Below are 18,040 nucleotides of genomic sequence, written 5' to 3' on the forward strand. Positions count from 1 at the left end.
CTAATTCCTTAATTCGGCAACTTCATTATCGGTCAGATAACGAATAGGCCGGTCGCTCAGGGTAAATATCAGACGCGCAGTTTCCTCTAACTCTTCCATATTATCCGCCGCCTCGCGCAAACTTTCCCCCACCACCACCGGGCCATGATTAGCTAATAAAAAAGCACGATATTGCGGGGCCAACTTTGCTAACGCCTCGCCTAACCGACTATCTCCAGGACGGTAATATGGCACCACAGGAACATCACCGACTCGCATCACCACATAAGGTGTAAAAGGCTTAATAGCATTGTGCTCATCCAGCCCTTGCAGACAAGAAAGTGCCGTTAGATAAAGAGAATGCAAATGGACGATGGCACCACACGCAGGATTATTGAGATAAATGGCCCGATGAAAACTAATTTCTTTTGAGGGCTTATCACCAGAGATCCACTCACCCTCCAAACTAACTTTTGATAACCGCTCTGCATTCAGCTCACCTAAACAGGAACCGGTCGGGGTGGCTAATAATATACCTTCAGCCAGCTTTAATGACAGATTTCCGGCGGAACCGGTGGCGTAGCCTCGCTGGAAAAAAGAGGCGCCCAACTTGACCATATCTTCCCGAGCCTGCTGCTCATTCATACTGCGAACTCCGTTTGTGCTCTGACAAAAAAGTTTTCATCGCCAAAATTACCCGACTTCAACGCCAGTGAAATGGCGTGATCGGTAGATTTTACCCAGGGAACCCCTGGGGAGATGGCCGGCCCAATATGGAAAGCCCGAATACCCAGCGATTGCGCGACCATACCCGACGTTTCGCCCCCCGCCACAATGAAACGTTGGATCCCCTGCTGCTGTAAAAGACGTGCCAATGTTCCGAACAGATGTTCAACCGCTTCACTACTGGCCGCCGCCCCCCACTGCCGCTGGGTTTGCTGCAAAACCTCAGGTTCAGAAGTGGCATATAATAAAGGAGCCAATGGCGCTGAGATATTATCCATCACCCAAGCAGATAATGTTTTAGCATAAGATTCAGGGTCATTCAGGCAACGGGCAATATCAATTGATTGGCTAGGTGCCTGTTGAATATATCGAGCAACCTGCCGATTGGTCATCGCCGAACAAGAACCGGATAAAATGACACACAGTTTACCTTGTGGAGCCCCAGCTAACGTCGCCGGTGAGTGATGTTCAATACCTTTCATCCATTGCCGGGCCAGGCCGATTGCCAAACCCGAGCCTCCGGTCACCAACACCATGTCGCGTACCGCTTCAGCCTGTATTAGCAAGTGAGTCTCGTTTAAGGTGTCTAGCACCACATAGCGCACGCCATCCTCTTTCAGGCTCCGCAACTGTGATTTTACTGCGTCAACGCCTTGATCCATCACTGTATTGTTGATTAAACCACTACGCCCCCGGGCTTGTGCATCCATCATGCGCAACAGGTTGCTGTCGGTCATTGGTGTCACCGGATGATTGCGCATCCCGGACTCAGACAATAATTGCCCCATAACAAATAAGTATCCCTGATATACCGTGCGGCCATTCACGGGCAGAGCTGGGCAAATAATGGTGTATTGCTGATCGAGAGCATCCATTAATGCGTCGGTGACCGGGCCAATATTACCTTGCGCAGTACTATCAAACGTCGAGCAATATTTAAAATAGAATTGTTGGCAGCCCTGAGTTTGTAACCACGCCAAAGCCGCCAGTGAATCCGCTACAGCCTCTTCGGCTGGGCAAGAGCGCGATTTTAGACTCACCACAATCGCATCTGCTTGCACCTGATAATCTACCTCAGGTATGCCATTGATTTGCACCGTCGACATGCCATTCTCTACCAGAAAACTGGCGATATCAGTAGCACCGGTGAAATCATCTGCAATAACCCCTAATCGCATCCGATACTCTCCTATTTTTTATCAAGCCAGACCCAATGACACATATTGATGTTGCTGTATAAGTCATATTTTGATTGTTAATTTTGGTGATAATTTGATTTATTATGTTAATAATAGCAAATAAAACCTGATTTATTGTGAGAAAAATCACACAAATCAACACCGCGAGTCTAAAAATCACAATAATTAACGCAATCACTGGCTCAGTTATTACCACAATAAGGAATGAAATGAATAAATTAGTGATTGTTAGCGTTAAAATATGAGAAATATTCTCTAACTGCTGGCGTATAATCACATTAATTACCACTTCCCCTGTAGCGAAATAACTGAATAAGGAGCGAACGTGATACCCGTTGAACGTCACCAACAGATACTGGCACTGGTTGCCGAACGCGGGGTAGTCAGCATTACTGAACTGACTGAGCGGTTAGGCGTATCGCACATGACTATTCGGCGCGACGTACAAAAACTGGAAGAACAGGGTGCGGTATTAGCTGTTTCCGGCGGGGTGAGATCAACTGAACGGCTGACGGCTGAACCCTCCCATCAAGATAAAACGCAGATGTACAGCAGCCAGAAAAATGCTATAGGGATGGCGGCAGCGCTGCATATTCCGCGCAATAGTTGTATTTATCTCGATGCTGGAACCACCACACTAGCATTAGCTCGGCAGTTAGAGGCCAGAGATGATTTATTGGTGGTCACTAATGACTTTGTTATTGCCAATTTTCTGATTGAATCCTGCCAATGCAAAATGATCCATTCTGGTGGCACATTGTGCCGAGAGAACCGTTCTTGTGTCGGTGATGCGGCCGCCCGCTCACTGCGAAACCTCTCCATCGACATCGCTTTTATTTCAGCATCCTGCTGGGGGCCGCGTGGCATATCGACACCGAGCGAAGACAAAGTGGTGGTCAAACGGGCGGTCAGTGAGGTGAGTAGCAAGCACGTGCTACTGACTGATGCATCAAAATACGGCAAGATATCCACCTATTTGGCATTACCTCTCACCGATTTTGATGTAGTTATCACTGATGCCAGCCTGTCATCGACAGCCCAGGATGAACTAGCGGCCAAAGAGATTGAATTGATTATCACCCAAGTTCCGCGCCAATCTGATTAATTACAAATAGTCTCCCCCCCCCTCATACACTGAGTGAATAATCTCTCGAGGGGGTAAATTTGATAACTATATAAATCGTTATGTAGCTAAAGTAATTCTAAGTCTTAGCACCCTAATAAATAAACAGCGTAAACTATCAGGTGATTTCGTTTGCATACTGTTTTTTTTGCAACTATTTATACCGTACCCCGGTCATCAATTTAGACGTCTGAAGATTACGCAAGCCGGTGTCTCTGGAGCATGACATGAATAACGCAACAACGGCTGGAAAGCAAAAAGTGCCGTTACGACTCAGTACGTCGATCACTCTCATGGTTTCAGGAGTTATTATTTCTGTGCTATTGGTGGTTCACTCGCTATTCTTCATTCAGCTCAGCCAGATGGCACAAGATGGTTTGCAAAACAAAGCGGTAGCTGTCGCTCGGGCCTTATCATTTTCACCGACCATAATTAATGGATTAACTAATCCTGAAGCAGGACGACAAATTCAGGCTTATACCCGCGAAGTTCAACAGGCTAATGACCTGCTATTTATTGTTGTGACTGATATGAATGGCATTCGTTATTCACATCCTAATCCTGAGATGATCGGACAACATTTTATCGGCAATGATTTGCAACCTGCGCTACAGGGCAAAGAAAATAGCGCGATAAACCGGGGTGTACTGGAAAGAGCGTTGCGTATTTTTATTCCTGTCTATGAGCCTCACGGGAAACAAATAGGCGTGGTGGCCATTGGGATTTCTCTTACCAGTATTGATTCGGTTGTTAGTGAAACCCGCTGGACTATCCCGTGGACCATATTATTTGGGGCACTTATTGGCTCACTCGGCACCTGGCTTTTAGTGAAAACACTGAAAAAAATCATGTTGGGTTTCGAGCCATACGAAATATCTAACTTATTTGAACAGCGCAACGCGATGCTGCAATCGATTAAAGAAGGCGTTATCGCTGTTGATGCTAATTCACGTATTACTGTGGTTAATCACGAAGCCAAGCGTTTATTTAAACAAAGTGGGCCAATGGAGAATTTACTACTCAGTAATGCCAGCAAATATTGGCCTGTGCGTTTGTATTTACAGCAAGTTCTGGAAACCGGTATTGCCCGCCGTGATGAGGAAATAAACTTTAATGGCAGTATATTGCTGACCAATACCGTTCCGGTGGTCGTGAAAGGCGATATTATTGGTGCCATCGCCACTTTCCGCGATAAAACTGAAGTCAGCCAATTGATGCAGCGCCTGACCGGTATGGTGCATTATGCCGATGCATTACGAGCACAATCGCACGAGTTTATGAATAAACTCCACGTTATTTTGGGCTTATTGCATATGAAGTATTATCAACAACTTGAAGATTATATTGTTAAAACATCCAATAATTATCAGGCGGAAATTGGTTCCCTACTGCGCAAGATAAAATCCCCCGTGATTGCGGGATTTTTACTGGGCAAAATCAATCGAGCGCGCGATTTGGGCATTACATTATCCATCAGCGACGATAGCCTGTTACCGGATATTGATAATGAACAAATAACGACGACCTTAATTACAGTTTTAGGCAATCTGATTGAGAATGCCATGGAAGCCATTGGTGACCAGTCTCAACGGGAAATTAATGTCAGCTTCCATTATCAACATGGCCGGGTACATTGTGTTGTCAGTGATGATGGGCCAGGTATTGCAGCAGAGTTACAAGACAGTATTTTTGATAATGGTTTTTCCACCAAAGGGAATGAACACGGCATAGGTTTAAGCCTGGTTCGGCAGAGTTTAGAAAGTATTGGCGGCAATATTGAATTTGATTCTGAAGCGGGCGTTTTTACACAATTCTTTATCAGTCTTCCCTACGATATCACCTTGAATAACACGACTTCTAGTGACAATATTTCAAACAACAGCGCGGTAAATCATGATTAATGTATTAATAGTGGATGATGACGCAATGGTCGCTGAGCTGAACAAGTGTTATCTGAACCAAGTGGCAGGTTTCAACTGTTGTGGGTCAGTATCCAGTTTGCAGCAAGCCCGGGATCATTTAATGGCAGCAGAGCACCCCATTGACTTGGTGCTATTAGACGTTTTCATGCGCCAAGACAATGGATTAGATTTATTACCCGTCCTACGTGAATTTAGTGAACATACCGATGTTATTGTTATTTCATCCGCCACTGATGTGAATACCATCAAAAAAGCGCTGCAATATGGGGTTGTTGATTATTTAATTAAGCCATTCCAATTTTCGCGCTTTGAAGAAGCCCTGTCGACTTATCGTGAAAAACAGAGTTTGCTAGGGCAACGCGAATATTGTGCCCAAGAGGATGTCGACTCCTTACTACGGCGGAGTAATGCCGCCCCTGCCGAGCGAAAAAAATTACCCAAAGGACTCACAGCACAAACACTACGCACTGTTTGTGAATGGATTCAAGAAGTGCAAGATGGCGAATTTTCGACTGAACAGATGGCGAACGCTATTGGAATCTCACGAGTATCTTGCCGTAAGTATTTGATTTACCTATCTGATACTGAAGTTCTAAGCACTAAAGTTCTGTATGGTGCAACAGGCCGCCCAGTTTATCTTTATAAACTCATGCCCAGCCAGCAGGAGGTATTGAAACAGTATTGCCAATAGTATGGGCGCTAAAACTTAATAACCAACGGTATCCAATAAGAAATACCGTTGGTTATATCATTCACACAAAAATCATTTACATTATCCAACCTAACAACAAGGTAGCGCCAATCACGGTGGATGCACCGCCGATGCGGGTTGCTATCTGGGCAAAAGGCATCAATGACATGCGGTTAGATGCCGACAATATCGCAACATCCCCCGTCCCCCCTAATCCACTATGACAACTGGTCACGATGGAAGCTTCTACTGGATACATATTTAGATAAGGGGCGATAATGAAACTGACCGCAGCCATTGATAAAACAACAGAGCCGCACACCACGACATAGCCAATGGAGAACACCGCGACAACACTTTCTAGCGGAACATACAGCATCCCCAGGCCAATCATCAGGGGCCAAACCAATGTAGTAGAGACAAATTTGTACCAACTGTGCGCGCCCTGCTCCATTTTGGTCGGAATAACTTGCGCATATTTACACATCACGGCAATCAAAATCATCAGTACCGGGCCGGGAATATGCACGATTTTTTCAAATAATCCGCCCACAATAAAGAAAGCGCAGGTCATCAATAATCCGCCGCCCATCAACTGGAAGTCAGCTTGTTTTGGCCCTTCTTGCGAAGTGAATATCGCATTGTCCTGTGCTGAACGAATTAACATTCCCTCGCCATTCAAATCCTTACGCCAGATACCAATACGGGCCAACACTCCCGCACAAATAATGGCAAAAATGTTACCCATTACCGCAGCCGGGGCCAACTGCGCGACATAAATATCAGGACTCTGCCCAAGAATGGCTGAATAAGCCAATGATAAAGGCAAGATACCCTCCCCAATCCCCCCACCGATAATCGGCACGATAATAAAGAAGAATGTGTGATAAAGGGTAAAACCGAATAACTTACCCACCAGCAAACCGGTGGCGACGGCAGTTAGGGTTCCCACCACCAATGGAACAAACATTCGCGTCATTCCTTGAATAAGCACCACGCGATTCATACCAAGAATACTGCCAACCACCAGACTAGCGATGACGAAATAGAGTAAATTCGCCTCCTTCATCAACAAGTGGACCGTATCTAGTGTATTGATTTGGAAAGCACCGAAGTAAACCAACACTGACGGCACCATGAGACACAAAATAGCCGGGCCACCAATATCTTTTAAGACCGGTATATGGCGACCAATATGAGATAATACAAAGCCCATCGTCATAATAACCGCCAAACCACCAATCATATTCTTGGGTAGATAGCTGGAATAAGCCGAAATAAACACAATGGCCGAAATGGTCATAAATAATGCCATTGGCATGGTATTGATATTCATCTGGTTTAAGCTGATAAATAATTTTTTGATAGCGGACTTATCCGCCATATCAACACCTTCGACAGGGGTGAGAGTAATATCCTGATGTATTTTTTTCATTTTGGACCTAATGTTGGGTGACACCGAAGAAAATAGAGGTAAAAATATCGCCTAACTCATTCAAAAATTTGGCAAACCTGGCACGTAAAACTATTAACGATATCAATAAAAAATGTAGGATACGAATGCACCGCCTAAAAATACCACCCAAACCAGAATGAAAGAATAGTAAACAGACATATACTTACTGTATTTGTTAACAGCATTACAGGTTTATTTTAATTAACTTAACTCGGTGTTTTGTAATTAAATAATTTGAAGATTTTCAGTTTTTTTTGTTATGATTCTTAGTTGATAATAAGCAAATTAATATTTTATATGTGGAAATTAGCATTCAGTCATCCATTGATGACAAAAATAAAAAACACAGTTTAATGTATAGCAAACCTGCGAGCAACCTCGATAGCTGTTCATCAATCATTGTGCTTATCCAATCTAACTCAATATCCTCTCACTCAACATCAGGGTTTAACTTGTTATTGGCCTAATTTGTTAAATACAATTCAATTATCATGTGAATACTATGGTTAACAATCTTTTATGAAAAAATAAATAATAAATTTAAAGAATATCAAAGAACTCCCTACCAAGTTAAGAAAAGTGAAATTCAATGATGAAAAATAATTACAAAATATAAAATAAGTCTAAAAATAATTCGCATAAAAATACTAAATAGTTTTATAACTAAAAAACCAAACTCGCCACATTCACTTATACAACAGACAGTTGCGAACCACTCTGAATTTAATCAATACTCATAGCGAATGTATTTATATGAAAGAATTTTGTGTAATTATAAATTTAAATTAGCCATTCAATTACTGAATTCGGTAATACAATAAAAAAAATAATTTATATGTGAATATTATTTTGCCTCATCACGACAGAAACGATAGCATGCCCTCCCATAATTCAATAGTAATGATATATACCATAACAAGTGAAGGCGCTAAGACGCTATTTATGCATTAACCTTTAGCAATCGGTTGCAGTAATACATTCACGATGATTGCACAACAGACAGGAAAATAGGGAATGTCTATGATGTCAGGAAAACACTCTGCAGAAACCCATCACGCGGCGAGAAAACGCTGGTTAGATTCTCATGATACGGGCTATCACAAAAGTATGGGCCGACGTCATATACAAATGATAGCGATCGGTGGTTCTATTGGTACTGGCTTATTTTTGGGCACCGGTGCTCGCTTGCAAATGGCTGGCCCAGCATTAGCCTTGGTTTATTTGGTCTGTGGTATTTTCTCTTTTTTCATTCTCAGAGCACTTGGTGAACTGATTTTACACCGCCCCTCCAGTGGCAGCTTTGTTTCTTATGCCCGTGAGTTTCTCGGCGAAAAAGCCTCATATGTTGCTGGATGGATGTATTTTCTAAACTGGGCAATGACCGGGATAGTCGATATCACCGCCGTTGCTCTCTATATGCATTATTGGGGAACTTTTTCTGATGTGCCCCAATGGTTATTTGCATTAGGCGCACTTTCAATTGTCGCTACCATGAATATGATTGGCGTGAAATGGTTTGCAGAAATGGAGTTCTGGTTTGCATTGATCAAAGTCGCCGCCATTTCCATATTTCTGATCGTGGGCGTGGTGTTTCTCGGTACTGGCCAAAGTGTTGGCGGGCACCCGTCAGGTATGCATCTGATTACTGATAATGGCGGATTTTTCCCGCACGGATTACTCCCCGCACTGATATTAGTTCAAGGTGTTATATTTGCTTTTGCCGGTATCGAGTTAATTGGTACTGCCGCCGGGGAATGTAAAGACCCGGAAAAAATGCTGCCCAAAGCTATCAATAGTGTGATTTTACGCATTGGTCTGTTTTATGTCGGCTCCGTAGTGCTACTGGTATGCTTGCTGCCGTGGAATGCCTATCAGGCGGGACAAAGCCCTTTCGTAACATTTTTCAGTAACTTAGGCGTTCCATACATTGGAACAATTATGAATATTGTGGTGCTATCTGCCGCCCTTTCCAGCCTAAACTCCGGTCTCTACTCTACAGGACGTATTCTGCGCTCATTGTCGATGGGGGGATCCGCACCGAAATTCATGTCGAAAATGAGTCCCCAATCTGTTCCTTATGCCGGGATTCTGGTCACTGTCGGCATCTATGTCTTCGGAGTATTACTCAATTATCTTGTTCCCTCACAAGTATTTGAAATTGTTTTGAATATTGCATCATTAGGGATTATTAGCTCATGGGCATTCATCATTGTGTGTCAGATGAAATTACGTCAGGCAATTAAAAAAGGAACAGCTAAACCTGTCGCCTTCAAAATGCCCGGCGCTCCCGTGACCTCCTGGTTAACATTATTCTTCCTGGCAGGTGTATTAGTGATGATGGCGTTCGACTATCCGAATGGCACCTGGACCATTGCAGCTTTACCGGTGGTCGCTATATTATTGGTCATTGGTTGGTTTAGTTTGCGTAAACGCGCCCGCGAAGTTGCCGAAGATCCCATTGATATCCCCCTCAAAGAGGGTAAAGCAAAAATAGTACAGCCCGCTGAGTTACATCAGCAAAAATCAGCTAGCTAGAGACTGATACTCAGTCTGTGGGGTGATAAATAAACCACGGACTGAGTTTAATACGGACAGGGTAAAAGTTTATATCAAGCATCTGCTGAAAAGTGAGACGTAAACTTATTTACATCTATAGTAACTTTCTTTCACTCTGCCCGGCCCCGATTAAATCAGTGACAGAGAGTAAATTCGTGAAAACTCACCCCATGGGTGATAACCCACTCCGGTAAAGGTAAATCCATATTTTTCATAGAAACCAATATGGTCAGTACATAAATGTAATTCGTCGAAACCTAATTGTTTGGTCTCTTCAGCCAGGTGTTTTATTAGCAGCGCACCATAAGTATGGCCGCGAAAGTGTTCTTCAATATAGAGAGCACACAGCCAAGGGTACAAGTCCATACGACTGATGAAATCATTAGTAATCAGGCCGACACCACCAATAATCTCAGAATTGAACTCCATTAAATACCATTGCGGTAACGGATTTTTTGCACCAATACATTGAGTAATACAATCTTGATAAAGCATTTTGGTTTCATCCGTGGCCCACTTACTTTGAAAGTAATGAATAGCTTTATCTTTATATTCTGGCTGATTTCTCACCGAGATAATCTTTATCATAAAATTATACCTGCCATCGATGTGTAATTGCTATTTTTGGTAGAGATCCCAGCGATTACCGTATATATCTTCAAATACGACCACCATGCCATAGGCTTCTTTGCGAGGACCTTAACAGAAAGTCCCTCCTTTTGACTTCATTAATTCATAATCACGCCAGAAGTTCTCGGTCTCAAGGAAAAGGCATACCCGCCACCACACTGATTGCCAATAAATGTCGCTTGCATGATGATGGCATTCGGGATGTTTATATTTATGCTGCAAACCGTCCCCTATCAAGATTTTCAGCATCAAATGGCATGGCGTCACCCGTCCAATGCGCGTATTGGCAAGCGACCAAGTAGCCAATTTTTAGGGCCGGACGAGGAGTCAATTACTCTATCCGGCGGGGTAGCAAACTGGCTTAATACCCGCACCACCGAAAAACCAGAGGTAAAAGTAAAACGTAAGCGCAAACGTAAGACGACCAGCCCCACCAAGCCCAAACAACCAGAAGAGAAACAGGGCGAATACTTGATTGGCACCGATGAAAATGTGCTGACATTACGCACCACTTACGCCAGCAAACACAATGCACAGCGAGCGGCCAAATCGAATTGGGAACGGCTGCAACGGGGCGCGGCGAAATTCTCTATCCAACTTGCGAAAGGGCGCGCAGATCTCTACCCAGAAGTACCGGTTAAAGTGACTGGATTCAAAAAACAGATTGATGAAGCTGACTGGACGTTGGTCACGGTGACCCACTCCGTGAGTGACAGCGGCTTTACTACCGCGCTCGAGCTGGAAGTAAAAATAGATGATTTGGATATGGAATGATGATTTTTAATCAATAATCACGCATAATTATCATTAACACCGGCCATAGCCGGGATGATGCCGGAGTCCGGATCATGTTCAATTGCCCTTTATGCCACAGTGCAGCCCATACCCGCAGCAGCAGCCAAATCACCACCGAAACAAAAGAACGCTATCACCAGTGCATTAATGTGAATTGCGGTCATACCTTTGTGACGATGGAAAGTTTTATGCGTTCAATATCAAAATCCGGCGAGATTAACCCTGTGTTACCCCACCCACAAACCGGCGGCCAGGTTGTTATGTTCTGACGGCTGGAAATAAATTTATCTGCCCTGCTCTCATCCCGCTTTTGCGGGATTTTTTATGGCAGCAAAAAAACGATGCTGCCACCCTGCTGCCATTTTGCTGCCACTTGCCAAATCTCAGGCACAAAAAAACCGCCTCACGGCGGTTAACGACATACTCATACTACTTTGTTTTACTTATACTATTTTCCATGGTGCCCGGGGCGGGACTTGAACCCGCACAGCCATAAGCCGAGGGATTTTAAAAACTCTCAGGACAATCTGCAAATCAATCACTTACATAAAATCAGTAAGTTACCAAACACGATGGCGGGTTAGTTTGGGTTATTGTGAGTGTTGTAGTCACAGTAATACAAGCTAAGTTTAATGCTCAGTAAAAATCAGATGGTTAGTGTCACTTAACTCCATGTGGTTTTTCCATCAACATATTCAAGTCGCCTGAAAACTTGCGGTATATGATTTTTGAGATCATTAAAGTCACACATTTGCGCAATATGCTTTATGTCTCCTAAGAATAAAATTTTCGCATCTGTCCCATGTTCCACTGGAGCTATACAAAACCGATATTCTTTTTGATGTTCGAAAGAATCAACCTTATTGAAAATGGAGCGGCCTTCTTCAAAGTGACCACTAAATTTAGTCTTATCAAAGTAATTAACGAGGTCATGAGAAAGATCAACGGATAATGAAGAACAAACTCGTTCGAATAAATGCGTAAAATCTGTCGCTTTTATGATTACGCAATACTCTCCAAGATTAGATGTCTCATTTCTTGGAAGCAATGCACTACAAGCATCCTCTAAACTGGAAAAAGAATCCTTATCAGGCTCCACATAAACACTGAAAACACAAAATAGATTATAAAAGTCCCATTTGCGGTTAAAATACTGTACCGGGGTTATAGGAATGATAGGTTTTCCTGTATCTAGTAAAGTTATAGTTACATGCTCAGGCTGAACCCAACCATCAGTACCTTCATACTTATCCGATACGTTGTTTTCTTCAGTTAAGTTTTCTCCAGCGTAATTCTCTCTAAAATAGGAAAGTCTATTCATGTAAACATAACCATTAAGAAAATCATCAGCATATTCTTTCTCTTTAAAGAATTTTATAAAAAATTCAATTCTTTTATTTTCCTTACTCATTTTAATTTTCCTTTAAACGTCTAAAATATATTCTTATATAAGTTAAAGTCTAAATTTCTGGTATTACCACATTATTAATTTTTAAAATGCGATCATATGGATTCAAACTCACTGCCGCTTCTAAATGATCCGGTGCAAAGTGGCTGTAGCGCATGGTCATTTGGATAGTGGAGTGCCCGAGGATTTGTTGCAGTACTAATATGTTGCCACCGTTCATCATAAAATGACTGGCGAAAGTATGGCGTAGAACGTGGGTTAACTGGCCGGTAGGTAGTACCAGTTTAGCCCGGTCAATGGCTCGGCCGAATGCGTCATAGGCATTGGCGAATAAGCGCCCTTTCATCTTTGGAATTAGTTTATGCAGTTCCGCAGAAATAGGGACTGTACGGTTCTTTTTACTCTTGGTGTTGATATAGGTAATTTTATTTGGCATCACCTGAGCTTGTCTTAGTTGCTCCGCTTCACTCCAGCGCGCGCCGGTAGCCAAACAGATACGAACAATGATACCGAGATCTTTATTGCTGGAATTGTCACACTCATGCAGCAGACGCTTAATATCGTCTTCATAGAGAAAGGTTAACTCGTTTTCACTTTCACGAAATAGCCTAACGCCATCCAGTGGATTCGCATGATTCCAATGTCCCAGCCTTTTTAATTCATTAAACACGGCTCGTAGGTAGGCATGTTCACGATTAACCGTTGCCTCTTTTGGCGGTTTAACGATTCCGTGTTTTGGTTTACGACTAAACTCACCGGCTAAACGCTGCTTGCGGTACTTGGCGAACACTTCCCGGTCAAAATCAGCAACAGCAGGATCGCCCAAGTTATCACACAGGATATTGAGTTTATCTAATCTTGCTTTGCCGTCACTCAAAGAGCGCCCGTGGAGTTCATACCACTGACCGACCAATGTTTTTAACCTCTGCGCGGCACTCTCTGCCGGTGTGTAGTCAATATCCAGATCACCACGTTGCGCTAACTGCTCACGTTCAAAGCGCAACGCCTCGCCGCGAGTAACAAAGGTTTTCCTAACCCGCTTACTGTCACGGCCATCTGAGTAAAAATCACAGACCCATTTCCCGTTGGGTAACTTCCGTACTGCCATAAATAAGTCCTCAAGAATAATCCCTTGGGCCTATTTACTGTATATAAAAACAGTAGTCAATGTTTGATATACAACACGACAAACATCTGATTAAAAACTAACGTGTACAGGTTTTCTTTGATTTACTGATAGAGCCATCATTACAGACAAATTTCTCATTTTCACAATGGGATACCCCGCCCTTTTTGCCGGAACAGGGGTAATTTCTAGCCATTGATACCGTTGGTAAAGACAGAAGCAAAGCACCAATAATCGCTGTAGTTAAGATTTTCATCACAACTCCATGTATGTTCGCCAATCAAACGGCAAAGCTTTTCCATTGTTCTTCACTAATGATTTTTAAAGGGACACCCTTTTCATCACGATAGTTAATAGCTAACTCTATTTTTCTGCCATAGCTTTGGAAACGCCAATCACGGGAGCTTAAAGCGCCAATAATTAGGTAGTCTATTTTTTGAGTTATCGTATCCACGACAAGGCCACCGGCAGCCTCTATTTCTGTCTTGCATTGATTGCGGCTTCCGCACAGAAACTTACCCGTCAGACAGACTACAGAATCTTGCAAATCAATATTATCTACATGCTCAATAGGCAATCGTGTTGCCATTCCATCTACAACCCCATTGGCTATATCACAACCGGTAAAATCAATCAGCGCTTGTTTTAAGGCTTCTCTTTCATCTGGAGTTATAATGCCATCGGCTAAAATATCTTTAACTAACTTGTACAGCTCTTTGCCGGGATAATTATTCTTCAACATACCATTCTGAGAAAGCCACCAATCAAGATAGCGAACTTCGCTTTCTACCAATTGGTGATTTGCCAACATGCCTTTACATAACCCCTCAAGCAAATGCTGGTCTGATTCCGATGAGTAAAGATCGATATCTGGTGTGTCTAGTAAGTTTTGTTGGATGTCGATTAGATCAATTTTAAACTGAGCCAGTTCTTCTTTTTCAATAACACCATCTTCTAAAATGGCTGCTATTTTCGTTCGAATCGCATCAACACAATAATTTTCACAAATAATTTCAGATTCTAATAACCATGTATCCAAAAAGACGAGTTCTCGGGTATCAACTTCACCATCACAAATAATACCTTCGATCAAATTAATTAGATTAGTTAACAGTTTTTCTCTATTGCGTGAGTAGTTAAAAATACTGAGTTTCTTATCATCCATAAAGACTCCGTGAAGCTACAAAATTATTTAGAATTAGATATTAATAGCCAGTAATTTCACCAACAACTTTAGCCAAAATACTGACCTCACTAACCGGCCAATTGACATCATTGATTCGCCATACATCACCGGGTAAACGGGTAAGCTCACTGATAGATACAACTCCCGCTTTTTCAATAAGCCACAGGCCATCAGTGATTTTCTTGAATTGATGTTCAACCAGAAATGAACTCTTGGCATTAGGTGAAGAAATCAACTCAGGTTCATCTATCTGTACTGGAAGTAATTCAGGATCAAGTAATACGGGGCTAGCATCGGTTAACAATCCATCAACCAACTTTCTATGCTGAATTAATTTAGCATGTTCTTTTTCATTAGTAGCTTTGTCGGCTTCCCACGGTTCACCCTCCCCAGTTGCTAACCATTGTAAAGATGCACCCGTTTCAAGAGCGCACTGAACAATTTCTTTGCCGGGAAAATACCCACGTTTAATCCACGTGCTTACTGTTCCATGACCAACACCTATTTTTCCTACAAGCTCACGTTGAGTTGAAAAACCGTAGGCTTTCAATAACCTATCAACAACAGCCTGTCCGCCACTAAAAATCATTCAATATTCCCGCCGAAATAATATTGACTCGTACGCATTTGAGGATTAAATTCCTCATTATTGTACACAGACACAAATTAACCCGCATTAACCACACATTACAGGATGCACCATGATGCAAAACCTTGCAATCACAGTAACCTCGCCTTATTTATCCCTGCCCGAGTTCTCAAAATTGAGCGGAATCCCTTATGAAACCTGCCGTGGCATGGTGAAAGATGGTCGTCTACCTATCCGCCAGAAAGTTCGCAAAATGGAAAAGGTTCTCGTAAATATGATCGCTCTCACTAAAGAAGCGGCAAACCAATAATGTTCGACGTTCAAATTTGCCAACTAATTGTCGGCATATGTGAGGAAGTAAGCCATGTTTGATTTTTCAGTGTCTAAACATCCGCACTTTGATAACGCCTGCCGCCAGTTTGCGTTAAAGCACAACTTAGTCGAGCTGGCAGCAAACGCAGGGATTGCGGCGCAGGTTCTGCGCAATAAATTGAACCCCGACCAGCCACACCGTTTGACTGTAGACGAACTGTTACGCATCACCGACCAGACCGAAGACCCAACGTTATTAGACGGTCTGCTATCACAAATCAATTGCATGCCATCGGTGCCAGTCAATGAAGCCTGCCCCGGCAATATCCCGACTTATGCGCTACATGCTACTGCCGCCGTGGGTTCTATTGCTGCCGCTGCGGTACAAGGCAATCACAAAACAGCATTCAGCAAATCTGCTCTGCTGGATAGTGTCAATACTGCGATTCGCCATCTGTCTCTGATTGGCCTGACAGTGCAATGTCGCATTCAGTCAACCCCCGCGCTTGCTTCAACCGTTGATGTTATTAGCGGCTTGAGTGCTGTAGCTGGTTTGAGTTGAGGTGTCTTTATGATTATTTCTATTGCCCCATTGTTGAAACAGCAAAGCCCGGTAAACCTGCGCCATTTCGGTAACGGTGTGCTGGAGTTGAAGAGCGGCCAGCGCTGGAAGCCGGGAAGTAATCAAAAGGCGCTTTTACAAGAATTGTCCTCTGCAAAGAAGACGCCAATATTACGTCGTCTGTTTGGGCGTTGATTGGGGGTTATATGCTGCAATTAACGGAAGCTGAAAAATTAAGAATGACGGGTATTGCTCGTATTGCTGAATTAAAAGAAACGCATTTCCGTAATAGAAAGAATGTTGCTCAGGAGGCTTTTGATAAATCACCGGCACATTTGCGTAAAACAATCTGTTTTCATGCCGGGTTAAAAAGCCGTCATGTGAATATGCAGTTTTCAGAATTAACTCCAGCAGAAAGAGAATCTGTTGTTGAAGCGTTGAATTACTTAATTGAGTTTACTCGTTCGTTGCCGTCATTTATTAGTAATGATGACTGTGTACTGAATATTATTAATTAACCCCAACCACAATATATGGCGTTTTACTCGCCGGGTTTCGTATTGCCTAAAAACAGGAGTGATCTATGCAGAATACAGAACAGAATATATGGGTTTTCGTAGACCCCGCAAAGCCGGGCAGTGAGAGCACAATCACAATGACGTCAGTTGAATCAATGGAGCTAATGCTTAATGCAGCGCGCATGGATGAAAGAAAAAATCAGGCCGCGCTAGTTTCATTTCGTCTAGATGAAATTGCTAATCAAATTCTAAACCGAGAGCTGAACGGCGTAGAAGCGGCGGAGCTGCTTAACCAAGTAGCAGAGGGAATTCTCAACCACGCGCAGGCACAACATTAATGACTAACGAGATTATCATTGATAACCGTTACGCAATTACTTTGCGTGAGCCAACCAAAACTCTAGGCCGTATTCCAAATCTCGTGCTTAACGAGATTAAATTCACCAAAGAAAATGAAAGGGTGTTAGCCGTAATTGCTCACTATCCGACAAGAGTTAGTTTAGTAAGTGATTTAATTCATCATCGTATTTATCGCTCTGGCGTTAATTCTATTTCAGCGTTGGTTGAGGAAACTAAACGCCTTGCTGAATTATGTGAGAAAGGATTTAAAGATTTTCACTCTCCTAACTTATTACCTAAATAAAGAGTTTATTATGCATATTAAAATTGGTGAAAAACACGTTGTTACTTCTGACAGTCTGCAATTTATTCTCAATGAAGTAAAAGTAAGCCAAAAAGGTAAAAGTGAGGGGCAGGAACGTTTAGAGCCAATTGCTTATTATCCAACGATTGCACAACTTGTTGAGGGATTAATAAAGCGCAATATAGGTGAAGCGCAGATTAATAGTTTTGCATCGCTTGGGAATGAAATTGGTCGCATCGGTAAACTGTGCCAAGAAGCCTTTTCAGCCAAATGACAGATTCAATCCGTGGCCGTATTACCCCAACAGCGCCGTTACCCCGGCACCGACTGCTGACGAGTTGGCTGCTGTGGCGCGGGGGTATCGTGATGCTTTTATTTCAGCGACGGATACTATGACGCTCAGTGACTACTCCATTGACGACACTCTGCTGACCAATGCACAGCGCACCGAGTTAACCGCCACCCGCGCACTCTACCGGGCATGGCCTACGCTGGAAAGTTGGCCGCTGATTGAGTTGCCGGAGCTGCCGCAGTGGTTGTTAGTCGAAGCGGTTAATCAGGGCTATCGTGTCCCAGTATGGCCTCCGCTGTCAGCCTGATATTTTATATTGGCCCCGAT

Annotated in this window: 22 protein-coding genes and 1 pseudogene; 14 read left to right on the plus strand and 9 right to left on the minus strand. The window is 43.0% G+C overall.

The genetic code is table 11. The features are described 5' to 3' along the window. Together OVO64_RS05075 and otnK are read right to left on the minus strand one after the other, a co-directional pair. Window positions 1-624: an aldolase gene (locus tag OVO64_RS05075; RefSeq protein ID WP_038633603.1), complete on the minus strand. Its 624-nt coding sequence runs from the start codon at window positions 622-624 to the stop codon at window positions 1-3. Beyond that, window positions 621-1,883: a 3-oxo-tetronate kinase gene (gene otnK / locus OVO64_RS05080; protein ID WP_038633607.1), complete on the minus strand. Its 1,263-nt coding sequence runs from the start codon at window positions 1,881-1,883 to the stop codon at window positions 621-623. The genes OVO64_RS05075 and otnK overlap by 4 nt, the downstream gene beginning before the upstream one ends. Before the next feature lie 346 nt (window positions 1,884-2,229). Here otnK and ygbI point away from each other — a divergent pair, with 346 nt between their 5' ends. From ygbI to dcuR, 3 genes are all read left to right on the plus strand, one after another. Continuing rightward, window positions 2,230-3,009 carry a DNA-binding transcriptional repressor YgbI gene (gene ygbI / locus OVO64_RS05085; protein ID WP_145509767.1) on the plus strand — a complete coding sequence of 260 codons (780 nt, stop codon included), beginning with the start codon at window positions 2,230-2,232 and terminating at the stop codon, window positions 3,007-3,009. Between the two features lie 245 nt (window positions 3,010-3,254). Beyond that, a complete protein-coding gene (locus OVO64_RS05090) occupies window positions 3,255-4,928 on the plus strand; it encodes a sensor histidine kinase (RefSeq protein ID WP_050291773.1) in 1,674 nt (557 codons plus the stop codon). After that, a complete protein-coding gene (dcuR, locus tag OVO64_RS05095) occupies window positions 4,921-5,640 on the plus strand; it encodes a two-component system response regulator DcuR (protein ID WP_038633615.1) in 720 nt (239 codons plus the stop codon). Before OVO64_RS05090 ends, dcuR begins: the two co-directional genes overlap by 8 nt. A 76-nt stretch (window positions 5,641-5,716) precedes the next feature. Here the strand turns inward: dcuR and OVO64_RS05100 are convergent, their stop codons facing one another. Continuing rightward, entirely contained in the window at window positions 5,717-7,075 is a 1,359-nt protein-coding gene (locus OVO64_RS05100; protein WP_038633618.1) for a 2-hydroxycarboxylate transporter family protein, read from the minus strand. A 1,041-nt stretch (window positions 7,076-8,116) separates the two neighbouring features. Between OVO64_RS05100 and ansP the strand changes: the two genes are divergently transcribed. Further along, window positions 8,117-9,631, plus strand: a complete 1,515-nt coding sequence (gene ansP / locus OVO64_RS05105) for an L-asparagine permease (protein ID WP_038639570.1) — start codon at window positions 8,117-8,119, stop codon at window positions 9,629-9,631. Window positions 9,632-9,781: 150 nt separating this feature from the next. Here the strand turns inward: ansP and OVO64_RS05110 are convergent, their stop codons facing one another. Next, window positions 9,782-10,240 (minus strand): GNAT family N-acetyltransferase, encoded by a 459-nt coding sequence (locus OVO64_RS05110; protein ID WP_038633621.1) that lies wholly within the window; start codon window positions 10,238-10,240, stop codon window positions 9,782-9,784. A gap of 30 nt (window positions 10,241-10,270) precedes the next feature. Further along, a pseudogene (locus OVO64_RS05115) lies at window positions 10,271-10,464 on the minus strand (VOC family protein); the annotation flags it as partial. A 19-nt stretch (window positions 10,465-10,483) separates the two neighbouring features. Between OVO64_RS05115 and OVO64_RS05120 the strand changes: the two are divergent. Next, entirely contained in the window at window positions 10,484-11,056 is a 573-nt protein-coding gene (locus tag OVO64_RS05120) for a phage tail protein (RefSeq protein ID WP_186377467.1), read from the plus strand. Window positions 11,057-11,130: 74 nt separating this feature from the next. Next, entirely contained in the window at window positions 11,131-11,346 is a 216-nt protein-coding gene (locus OVO64_RS05125) for an ogr/Delta-like zinc finger family protein (protein WP_145510071.1), read from the plus strand. Between the two features lie 395 nt (window positions 11,347-11,741). Here OVO64_RS05125 and OVO64_RS05130 read toward each other — a convergent pair whose 3' ends face one another. The 4 genes from OVO64_RS05130 to OVO64_RS05145 all read right to left on the minus strand — a co-directional run bounded on the left by OVO64_RS05130 (window position 11,742) and on the right by OVO64_RS05145 (window position 15,386). After that, complete coding sequence (locus OVO64_RS05130; protein WP_267248646.1) at window positions 11,742-12,488, minus strand: hypothetical protein; 747 nt, start codon at window positions 12,486-12,488, stop codon at window positions 11,742-11,744. A 49-nt stretch (window positions 12,489-12,537) separates the two neighbouring features. Then, window positions 12,538-13,593 (minus strand): tyrosine-type recombinase/integrase, encoded by a 1,056-nt coding sequence (locus tag OVO64_RS05135; RefSeq protein WP_267248647.1) that lies wholly within the window; start codon window positions 13,591-13,593, stop codon window positions 12,538-12,540. Window positions 13,594-13,891: 298 nt separating this feature from the next. Next, window positions 13,892-14,776 carry a BRCT domain-containing protein gene (locus OVO64_RS05140; RefSeq protein WP_267248648.1) on the minus strand — a complete coding sequence of 295 codons (885 nt, stop codon included), beginning with the start codon at window positions 14,774-14,776 and terminating at the stop codon, window positions 13,892-13,894. A gap of 40 nt (window positions 14,777-14,816) precedes the next feature. After that, window positions 14,817-15,386 carry a phage repressor protein CI gene (locus OVO64_RS05145; protein ID WP_219656802.1) on the minus strand — a complete coding sequence of 190 codons (570 nt, stop codon included), beginning with the start codon at window positions 15,384-15,386 and terminating at the stop codon, window positions 14,817-14,819. Window positions 15,387-15,498: 112 nt separating this feature from the next. Here OVO64_RS05145 and OVO64_RS05150 point away from each other — a divergent pair, with 112 nt between their 5' ends. The 8 genes from OVO64_RS05150 (at window position 15,499) to OVO64_RS05185 (ending at window position 18,020) form a co-directional block, all read left to right on the plus strand. Beyond that, window positions 15,499-15,696, plus strand: a complete 198-nt coding sequence (locus OVO64_RS05150) for a DNA-binding protein (RefSeq protein WP_080343458.1) — start codon at window positions 15,499-15,501, stop codon at window positions 15,694-15,696. Between the two features lie 54 nt (window positions 15,697-15,750). Further along, on the plus strand, window positions 15,751-16,260 hold the full coding sequence (locus OVO64_RS05155; RefSeq protein WP_267248649.1) for a phage regulatory CII family protein: 510 nt from the start codon (window positions 15,751-15,753) through the stop codon (window positions 16,258-16,260). A 9-nt stretch (window positions 16,261-16,269) separates the two neighbouring features. Beyond that, on the plus strand, window positions 16,270-16,455 hold the full coding sequence (locus tag OVO64_RS05160) for a phage filamentation protein Fil family protein (RefSeq protein ID WP_019079991.1): 186 nt from the start codon (window positions 16,270-16,272) through the stop codon (window positions 16,453-16,455). Between the two features lie 11 nt (window positions 16,456-16,466). Next, the gene (locus OVO64_RS05165) at window positions 16,467-16,778 is read left to right on the plus strand and encodes a hypothetical protein (protein ID WP_050334256.1); all 312 of its coding nucleotides are present in this window, start codon (window positions 16,467-16,469) and stop codon (window positions 16,776-16,778) included. Window positions 16,779-16,843: 65 nt separating this feature from the next. Continuing rightward, window positions 16,844-17,116 carry a DUF2732 family protein gene (locus tag OVO64_RS05170; protein ID WP_267248650.1) on the plus strand — a complete coding sequence of 91 codons (273 nt, stop codon included), beginning with the start codon at window positions 16,844-16,846 and terminating at the stop codon, window positions 17,114-17,116. Further along, window positions 17,116-17,421, plus strand: coding sequence for a DUF5405 family protein (locus OVO64_RS05175; protein ID WP_267248651.1), 306 nt, complete (start codon window positions 17,116-17,118; stop codon window positions 17,419-17,421). The genes OVO64_RS05170 and OVO64_RS05175 overlap by 1 nt, the downstream gene beginning before the upstream one ends. Window positions 17,422-17,431: 10 nt before the next feature. Next, the gene (locus tag OVO64_RS05180) at window positions 17,432-17,695 is read left to right on the plus strand and encodes a DUF5405 family protein (RefSeq protein WP_020282762.1); all 264 of its coding nucleotides are present in this window, start codon (window positions 17,432-17,434) and stop codon (window positions 17,693-17,695) included. Next, window positions 17,643-18,020 (plus strand): hypothetical protein, encoded by a 378-nt coding sequence (locus OVO64_RS05185; RefSeq protein WP_267248652.1) that lies wholly within the window; start codon window positions 17,643-17,645, stop codon window positions 18,018-18,020. The genes OVO64_RS05180 and OVO64_RS05185 overlap by 53 nt, the downstream gene beginning before the upstream one ends. Window positions 18,021-18,040: the final 20 nt, after the last annotated feature.

Origin of the sequence: Yersinia sp. Marseille-Q5920 (genome assembly GCF_946902935.1) — a bacterium.
Classification (GTDB): Bacteria; Pseudomonadota; Gammaproteobacteria; order Enterobacterales; family Enterobacteriaceae; genus Yersinia; species Yersinia rochesterensis.

Coding starts and splice junctions, on each gene's coding strand:
- OVO64_RS05145 (WP_219656802.1), bottom strand. CDS start 15,386: ATGATTTTTAGTGGCGGACAGGCTGTTGTTGATAGGTTATTGAAAGCC.
- OVO64_RS05175 (WP_267248651.1), top strand. CDS start 17,116: ATGACTAACGAGATTATCATTGATAACCGTTACGCAATTACTTTGCGT.
- ansP (WP_038639570.1), top strand. CDS start 8,117: ATGATGTCAGGAAAACACTCTGCAGAAACCCATCACGCGGCGAGAAAA.
- OVO64_RS05155 (WP_267248649.1), top strand. CDS start 15,751: ATGTTTGATTTTTCAGTGTCTAAACATCCGCACTTTGATAACGCCTGC.
- OVO64_RS05185 (WP_267248652.1), top strand. CDS start 17,643: ATGAAATTGGTCGCATCGGTAAACTGTGCCAAGAAGCCTTTTCAGCCA.
- dcuR (WP_038633615.1), top strand. CDS start 4,921: ATGATTAATGTATTAATAGTGGATGATGACGCAATGGTCGCTGAGCTG.
- OVO64_RS05170 (WP_267248650.1), top strand. CDS start 16,844: ATGCAGAATACAGAACAGAATATATGGGTTTTCGTAGACCCCGCAAAG.
- OVO64_RS05120 (WP_186377467.1), top strand. CDS start 10,484: ATGTTTATATTTATGCTGCAAACCGTCCCCTATCAAGATTTTCAGCAT.
- OVO64_RS05135 (WP_267248647.1), bottom strand. CDS start 13,593: ATGGCAGTACGGAAGTTACCCAACGGGAAATGGGTCTGTGATTTTTAC.
- OVO64_RS05110 (WP_038633621.1), bottom strand. CDS start 10,240: ATGATAAAGATTATCTCGGTGAGAAATCAGCCAGAATATAAAGATAAA.
- OVO64_RS05160 (WP_019079991.1), top strand. CDS start 16,270: ATGATTATTTCTATTGCCCCATTGTTGAAACAGCAAAGCCCGGTAAAC.
- OVO64_RS05140 (WP_267248648.1), bottom strand. CDS start 14,776: ATGGATGATAAGAAACTCAGTATTTTTAACTACTCACGCAATAGAGAA.
- OVO64_RS05075 (WP_038633603.1), bottom strand. CDS start 624: ATGAATGAGCAGCAGGCTCGGGAAGATATGGTCAAGTTGGGCGCCTCT.
- otnK (WP_038633607.1), bottom strand. CDS start 1,883: ATGCGATTAGGGGTTATTGCAGATGATTTCACCGGTGCTACTGATATC.
- OVO64_RS05165 (WP_050334256.1), top strand. CDS start 16,467: ATGCTGCAATTAACGGAAGCTGAAAAATTAAGAATGACGGGTATTGCT.
- OVO64_RS05090 (WP_050291773.1), top strand. CDS start 3,255: ATGAATAACGCAACAACGGCTGGAAAGCAAAAAGTGCCGTTACGACTC.
- OVO64_RS05100 (WP_038633618.1), bottom strand. CDS start 7,075: ATGAAAAAAATACATCAGGATATTACTCTCACCCCTGTCGAAGGTGTT.
- OVO64_RS05180 (WP_020282762.1), top strand. CDS start 17,432: ATGCATATTAAAATTGGTGAAAAACACGTTGTTACTTCTGACAGTCTG.
- OVO64_RS05130 (WP_267248646.1), bottom strand. CDS start 12,488: ATGAGTAAGGAAAATAAAAGAATTGAATTTTTTATAAAATTCTTTAAA.
- OVO64_RS05150 (WP_080343458.1), top strand. CDS start 15,499: ATGATGCAAAACCTTGCAATCACAGTAACCTCGCCTTATTTATCCCTG.
- OVO64_RS05125 (WP_145510071.1), top strand. CDS start 11,131: ATGTTCAATTGCCCTTTATGCCACAGTGCAGCCCATACCCGCAGCAGC.